The 5,995-nt window shown below is 60.0% G+C and carries 4 protein-coding genes; all 4 read right to left on the bottom strand.

All coding sequences use genetic code 11. From position 1 onward, the window contains the following. Positions 1–100 precede the first annotated feature (100 nt). The gene (gene dnaK, locus AB4Z11_RS20075; RefSeq protein ID WP_442027175.1) at positions 101–2,044 is read right to left on the bottom strand and encodes a molecular chaperone DnaK; all 1,944 of its coding nucleotides are present in this window, start codon (positions 2,042–2,044) and stop codon (positions 101–103) included. 72 nt (positions 2,045–2,116) lie between these two features. Beyond that, complete coding sequence (gene grpE, locus AB4Z11_RS20070; protein WP_442027173.1) at positions 2,117–2,665, bottom strand: nucleotide exchange factor GrpE; 549 nt, start codon at positions 2,663–2,665, stop codon at positions 2,117–2,119. 385 nt (positions 2,666–3,050) lie between these two features. After that, a complete protein-coding gene (hemH, locus tag AB4Z11_RS20065) occupies positions 3,051–4,160 on the bottom strand; it encodes a ferrochelatase (RefSeq protein WP_442027172.1) in 1,110 nt (369 codons plus the stop codon). A gap of 103 nt (positions 4,161–4,263) precedes the next feature. After that, on the bottom strand, positions 4,264–5,910 hold the full coding sequence (gene recN / locus AB4Z11_RS20060; protein WP_442027171.1) for a DNA repair protein RecN: 1,647 nt from the start codon (positions 5,908–5,910) through the stop codon (positions 4,264–4,266). Positions 5,911–5,995 lie beyond the last annotated feature (85 nt).

Below are 5,995 nucleotides of genomic sequence, written 5' to 3'. Positions count from 1 at the left end.
GCCATGGTGTGCCAATTATGCGAAAAAGCCGAGCGAGCCCGTTACTGCGGTCGCTCGGCTCGGCTGGTCAGACTTTCAGGGTTGACCGTTTGTTTGAAGCTTACTTGTTGTCTTTGACTTCTTTGAAGTCGGCGTCAACGACGTCGTCCTGCGCAGGCTTGGCTTCCGCTTGCGCGCCACCAGGGGCGGCACCCGCTTCTGCACCAGCGCCTTGCTGCGCCTGCATGTCAGCATACATCTTTTCGCCCAGCTTCTGGGCAGCTTCGGTCAGCGCGGTGACTTTGGCATCGATAGCTGCCTTGTCGCCGTTCTTGATCGCCGCTTCAACATCGTTGATGGCCGCTTCGATCTTCTCTTTCTCGCCGCCTTCCAGCTTGTCGCCGTACTCGGTCAGGGACTTGCGGGTGCTGTGCACCAGGGCGTCGGCCTGATTGCGGGACTCGGCCAGTTCCTTGACCTTCTTGTCTTCTTCCGCATTCAGTTCGGCGTCCTTCACCATCTTCTGGATTTCCTCTTCGGACAGGCCGGAGTTTGCCTTGATGGTGATCTTGTTTTCCTTGCCGGTGGCCTTGTCTTTCGCGCCCACGTGCAGAATGCCGTTGGCGTCGATGTCGAAGGTCACTTCGATCTGCGGCACACCGCGTGCTGCCGGTGGGATGCCTTCCAGATTGAATTCGCCCAGACCCTTGTTACCGGCAGCGATTTCGCGCTCGCCCTGGTACACCTTGATGGTCACGGCCGGCTGATTGTCGTCGGCAGTCGAGAACACTTGCGAGAACTTGGTAGGAATCGTGGTGTTCTTGTGGATCATCTTGGTCATCACGCCACCCAGGGTTTCGATACCCAGGGACAGCGGGGTTACGTCCAGCAGCAGCAGGTCCTTGCGGTCGCCCGACAGCACTGCACCCTGGATCGCGGCGCCAACAGCCACGGCTTCGTCAGGGTTCACGTCCTTGCGTGGGTCCTTGCCGAAGAACTCTTTGACCTTTTCCTGCACCTTCGGCATACGGGTCATGCCGCCGACCAGGATGATGTCGTCGATGTCGGACACTTTCACGCCGGCGTCCTTGATCGCAACGCGGCATGGCTCGATGGTCTTGGAGATCAGCTCTTCCACCAGGGCTTCCAGCTTGGCGCGGGTGATCTTCAGGTTCAGGTGGACCGGTGCGCCGTTCGCCATGGCGATGTACGGCTCGTTGATCTCGGTCTGCTGCGAGGACGACAGTTCGATCTTCGCGCGCTCTGCCGATGCCTTGATACGCTGCAGGGCGATCGGGTCCTTCTTCAGGTCCAGGCCGTTGATCTTCTTGAATTCGTCGATGATGTAGTCGATCACGCGCTGGTCGAAGTCTTCGCCGCCCAGGAAGGTGTCGCCGTTGGTCGACAGCACTTCGAACTGCTTCTCGCCGTCCACGTCCGCGATTTCGATGATCGATACGTCGAAGGTACCGCCACCCAGGTCATACACGGCGATCTTGCGGTCGCCCTTGTCGGTCTTGTCCAGGCCGAATGCCAGTGCGGCTGCGGTCGGCTCGTTGATGATGCGCTTGACGTCCAGGCCAGCGATACGGCCGGCATCCTTGGTTGCCTGGCGCTGCGAGTCGTTGAAGTAGGCCGGCACGGTAATCACGGCTTCGGTGACTTCTTCGCCCAGGTAGTCCTCGGCGGTCTTCTTCATCTTGCGCAGCACTTCAGCGGAGATCTGCGGTGGGGCCAGCTTCTTGTCGCGCACGGCTACCCATGCGTCGCCATTGTCGGCCTTGTTGATCTCGTAAGGCATCAGGGAGATGTCCTTCTGCACTTCTTTTTCGTCGAATTTACGGCCGATCAGGCGCTTCACCGCGAACAGGGTGTTCTTCGGGTTGGTCACAGCCTGGCGTTTCGCCGGCGCGCCGACCAGGATTTCGCCATCGTCCTGATAGGCGATGATAGACGGCGTGGTACGCGCGCCTTCAGCATTTTCGATGACCTTCGGAGCGCCGTTCTCCATGATTGCTACGCAGGAGTTGGTGGTACCCAGGTCAATACCGATAATCTTGCCCATGATTTGTTCTTCCTTTATTTACTAAATGTCAGATAGTTCTTATATGTGGAAAAGCTGATTGTTTTCAAGGCCTTACTTCGGCTGCGCCGCAGTAACGATGGCCGGACGCAACAGGCGGTCGGCAATCATATAGCCCTTCTGAAGCACATTCACAACGGTATTGGCTTCCTGCTCGGCGGGCACCATGGCCACGGCCTGGTGCTTGTTCGGGTCCAGTTTCTCGCCAGCCGCCGGCATCACTTCCACCAGGCGGTTGCGTTCGAAGGCGGAATTCAGCTGTTTCAGCGTCATTTCCACGCCTTCCTTCAGGCTGTCGAGGGTCGGTGCTTCCACCTTCAGCGCCATTTCCAGGCTGTCCTTCACAGGCAGCATGGCTTCGGCGAAGCTTTCAACAGCGAATTTGTGTGCCTTGGACACGTCTTCCTGGGCGCGGCGGCGGATATTCTCGCCTTCGGCTTTGGCGCGCATGAAAGCGTCCTGCATTTCTGCCAGTTTCGCTTCAGCGGCAGCCAGCTGCTCCTCCAGGTTGGGAGTGGCAGGTGCGTCGGCGGGAGTCGATGGTTGCGCGGCCGCCTGTTCTGCCTCTGGAATCGGGCTTGGCTGGTTTTCCTGATCTTGCATCTGTGAGACTCCTACAAATCGTGTTTGTTTGACATTACTATTGTTACCGTACTGGCTCGAAATGGGGCTTAACCCTTTTATTTCAAGGGCTATTGTCCGCTTCTCCAGCGCCTTGCGGCGCACGGGCGAGCTCGGCAGTTTGTAACGGCAGAGTTACAATCTTTACAAAACTGAGGGACACGTTAGGCAACTGATTGGCTAAACTGAAGGCAATGCGGTGCCACGGTGTGCACCGACGGAGCGCATCATGAAGTTGCCTTTTATTACCGCGACGATCATCGCCTGGGCCTTCCTCGCCACTGCGCTGATCTGCTACAGCGAACTGATCCCCTAGCCGGCTATTTTAACAGGCTGGCACTCTCACCCCGCAAGTGCTAACAACTCACTACTGGGCAGCGCCCAGCTGCTGGGCACGCACTTTCGCGATTTCGGCATCTTTTTTACGCAGCTCGCGCTGGGCCTGCGAGAGCATGGTCGGCCAGCCGATCAGGTGCTGCTCGGCGATTTCGGCCAGCGCGGCGATCCAGGCCGGCTGCTCGTTCAGGCAGGGGATGTAATTGAATTCCTTGCCGCCGTTCGACACGAAGTCGTGGCGCACTTCCATCGCGATCTCTTCCAGGGTTTCCAGACAATCGCTGGTGAAGCCGGGGCAGATCACATCCAGCCGGCGCACGCCGTCTTTTGCCAATTGCGCCACGGTCGGCGCGGTGTAGGGTTGCAGCCACTCCGCCTTGCCGAAGCGGGACTGGAAAGTGACCAGGTACTGATCTTCTTTCAGCTTCAGCTTCTCAGCCAGCAGGCGGGCCGTTTTCATGCATTCGCAGTGGTAGGGGTCGCCCAGGGTCAGCGTGCGTTTCGGTACGCCGTGGAAGCTCATCACCAGCTTTTCGCCCCGGCCGTTGTTTTCCCAGTAAGCGAGCACTGACTTCTTGAGCGCATCGATATAGGCTTCGTGGTCGTGGTAATTGCGCACCAGGCGCAGTTCGGGCTGGTTGCGGACGCGCTTGTAATGATCGAACACGGCGTCGCTGACGGAGGCGGTGGTAGTGCCGGAGTATTGCGGGTAAGCGGGCAGGATCAGGATGCGGTCGTGGCCCTCGGCTTTCAGGCGGTCCAGCACTTCCGGGATGGACGGCGAGCCGTAGCGCATGGCCATGGCAACGGTTAGCTCATTATGTCCGCGCTCGCCCAGCGCACCGCGCAGCAAGGTGGCCTGGGCCTGGGTATGCACCTTCAGCGGCGAACCTTCGCGCGTCCAGATGGTCGCGTACTTCTGGGCCGACTGCTTGGAACGGAAGGGCAGAATAATGCCGTGCAAAATGAACCACCACACCGCTTTCGGGATCTCGACCACGCGCGGGTCGGACAGGAATTCCTTCAGATAACGGCGGACCGCGCCTGGTGTCGGCTCATCGGGAGTGCCGAGATTGACGAGCACCACAGCCGTACGCGCGGCTGCCCCATGCTTGAAAGGCGGTTCTTTGGCAAATGGCATATTCTTCTTTTGTTCGCGAGAGAGCCTGCCATTATACCTTTGGGGTCAGGCACTAAATGGGACACGGCCTCATGTAGCAAAACGTGCCTGACCCCAAAGAGGTTCAGGAGGCGAGGAGTTCGCGGGCGTGTTTGCGGGTGGTGGCGGTGATTTCGAGGCCGCCCAGCATGCGCGCCACTTCTTCCACGCGCGCTTTCTGGTCGAGGATCTCGATGCGGCTGGCGGTCTTGCCGTTTGCCGAGGTGCCTTTTGCGACCTGGAAGTGCTGGCCGGCCTGGCTGGCGACTTGCGGCAGGTGGGTCACGCACAGCACCTGGCGTTCCTGGCCCAGGCGCTTCAACAGGCGTCCCACCACTTCGGCGACGCCGCCGCCGATGCCGCTGTCCACTTCATCGAAGATCAGGGTCGGCACCGTCGTCGCGTGCGAGGTGATGACGGAAATCGCCAGCGAAATGCGCGCCAGCTCGCCGCCCGATGCCACTTTTGCCAGCGGACGCGGAGCCACGCCAGCATGGCCGGCCACCATGAATTCAATCTGCTCCAGTCCTTTCGCGCCTGGCTCCGCCGGGTTCAGCGCGATTTCAAAGCGGCCGCCCGTCATGCTCAGGTCCTGCATGGCTTGCGTGACGGCGTTGCTCAAGGCTTTGGCGGCGGCCGCGCGCGTTTTGCTCAGCTGCTGGGCCACGCTCATGTACGCGGCCTTCAGCTTTTCTTCCTGCTTGCGCAGTCCCTCGATGTCGCTGGCGTCGGCCAGCTGCGACAGCTTTTCAGACAGCCGCGCATGCTCGTCCGGCAGCTCGTCCTGGGTGACGCGGAATTTGCGCGAGGCGGAGTGCAGCGCTTCCATGCGCGCATCGACTTCGCGCAAACGGTTGGGGTCCAGTTCGACTTTATCGAGATAGGTGTTCAGCGCGTACACGGATTCCTGCAGCTGGATGCGCGCGGTTTCGAGCAGGTCGACCACCGGCTGCAATTCGGCGTCCACGCTGAGCAGCTTGCCCAGTTTCTGGTGCAGCGACGACACCTGCGACAGCACCGGATGATCGTCCGATTCGGACAGCGCATTCAAGGCTTCCTGTGCGCCTTCCAGCAGACTGGCCGCGTGCGACAGGCGCGAATGCTCGTTGCCGATTTCCATCCATTCGCCTTTCTTGGGCGCCAGCTTGTCCAGCTCCGCGACTTGCCACTCCAGGCGCTCGCGTTCGAACTGCAGATTGGCGGCGTTGGTTTCGTATTCCTCCAGCTGCTTCGCCAGCGCACGCCAGGCTTTATACGCCGTGGTCACGTCGCGCACATTGGCGCCGCTTTGATTATCCAGCAGCTCGCGCTGCGCGTCGGTTTTTAGCAGCGACTGGTGTGCGTGCTGGCCATGGATATCGACCAGCAAATCGCCCAGTTCACGCAGCTGCGCCGCGGTAGCAGCCACGCCGTTGATGAAGGCCTTCGAGCGGCCCGCATTGTCGATCACGCGGCGCAGCAGGGCGCCGCCCTCTTCTTCCGCAAACTCGTTCGCTTCCAGCCATTCCTGCGCCTGCGGCGTCACCGCGAAATCGGCCGTGATGTCGGCTTTGGCCGCGCCTTCACGCACGACGCTGGCATCGCCACGTCCGCCCAGCGCCAGCGTCAGTGCATCGATCAGGATGGATTTACCGGCGCCGGTTTCGCCGGTGAAGACGGTAAAGCCTGAGGAAAATTCCAGTTCAATCGAGTCGACAATTACGAAATCGCGGATGGACAGTGTACGGAGCATCAGATTTTGCCGTCAGTTGAAGGGTATTCGTTCCGACAGTGTACGGAGCATCAGATTTTGCCGTCAGTTGAAGGGTATTCGTTCC

Origin of the sequence: Pseudoduganella sp. RAF53_2 (assembly GCF_052113985.1) — a bacterium.
In the GTDB taxonomy this organism is placed as follows: Bacteria; Pseudomonadota; Gammaproteobacteria; order Burkholderiales; family Burkholderiaceae_D; genus Rugamonas.
The sequence above is the reverse complement of the archived record's forward strand: the minus strand, read 5'-3'. Positions and strand labels throughout refer to the sequence as shown.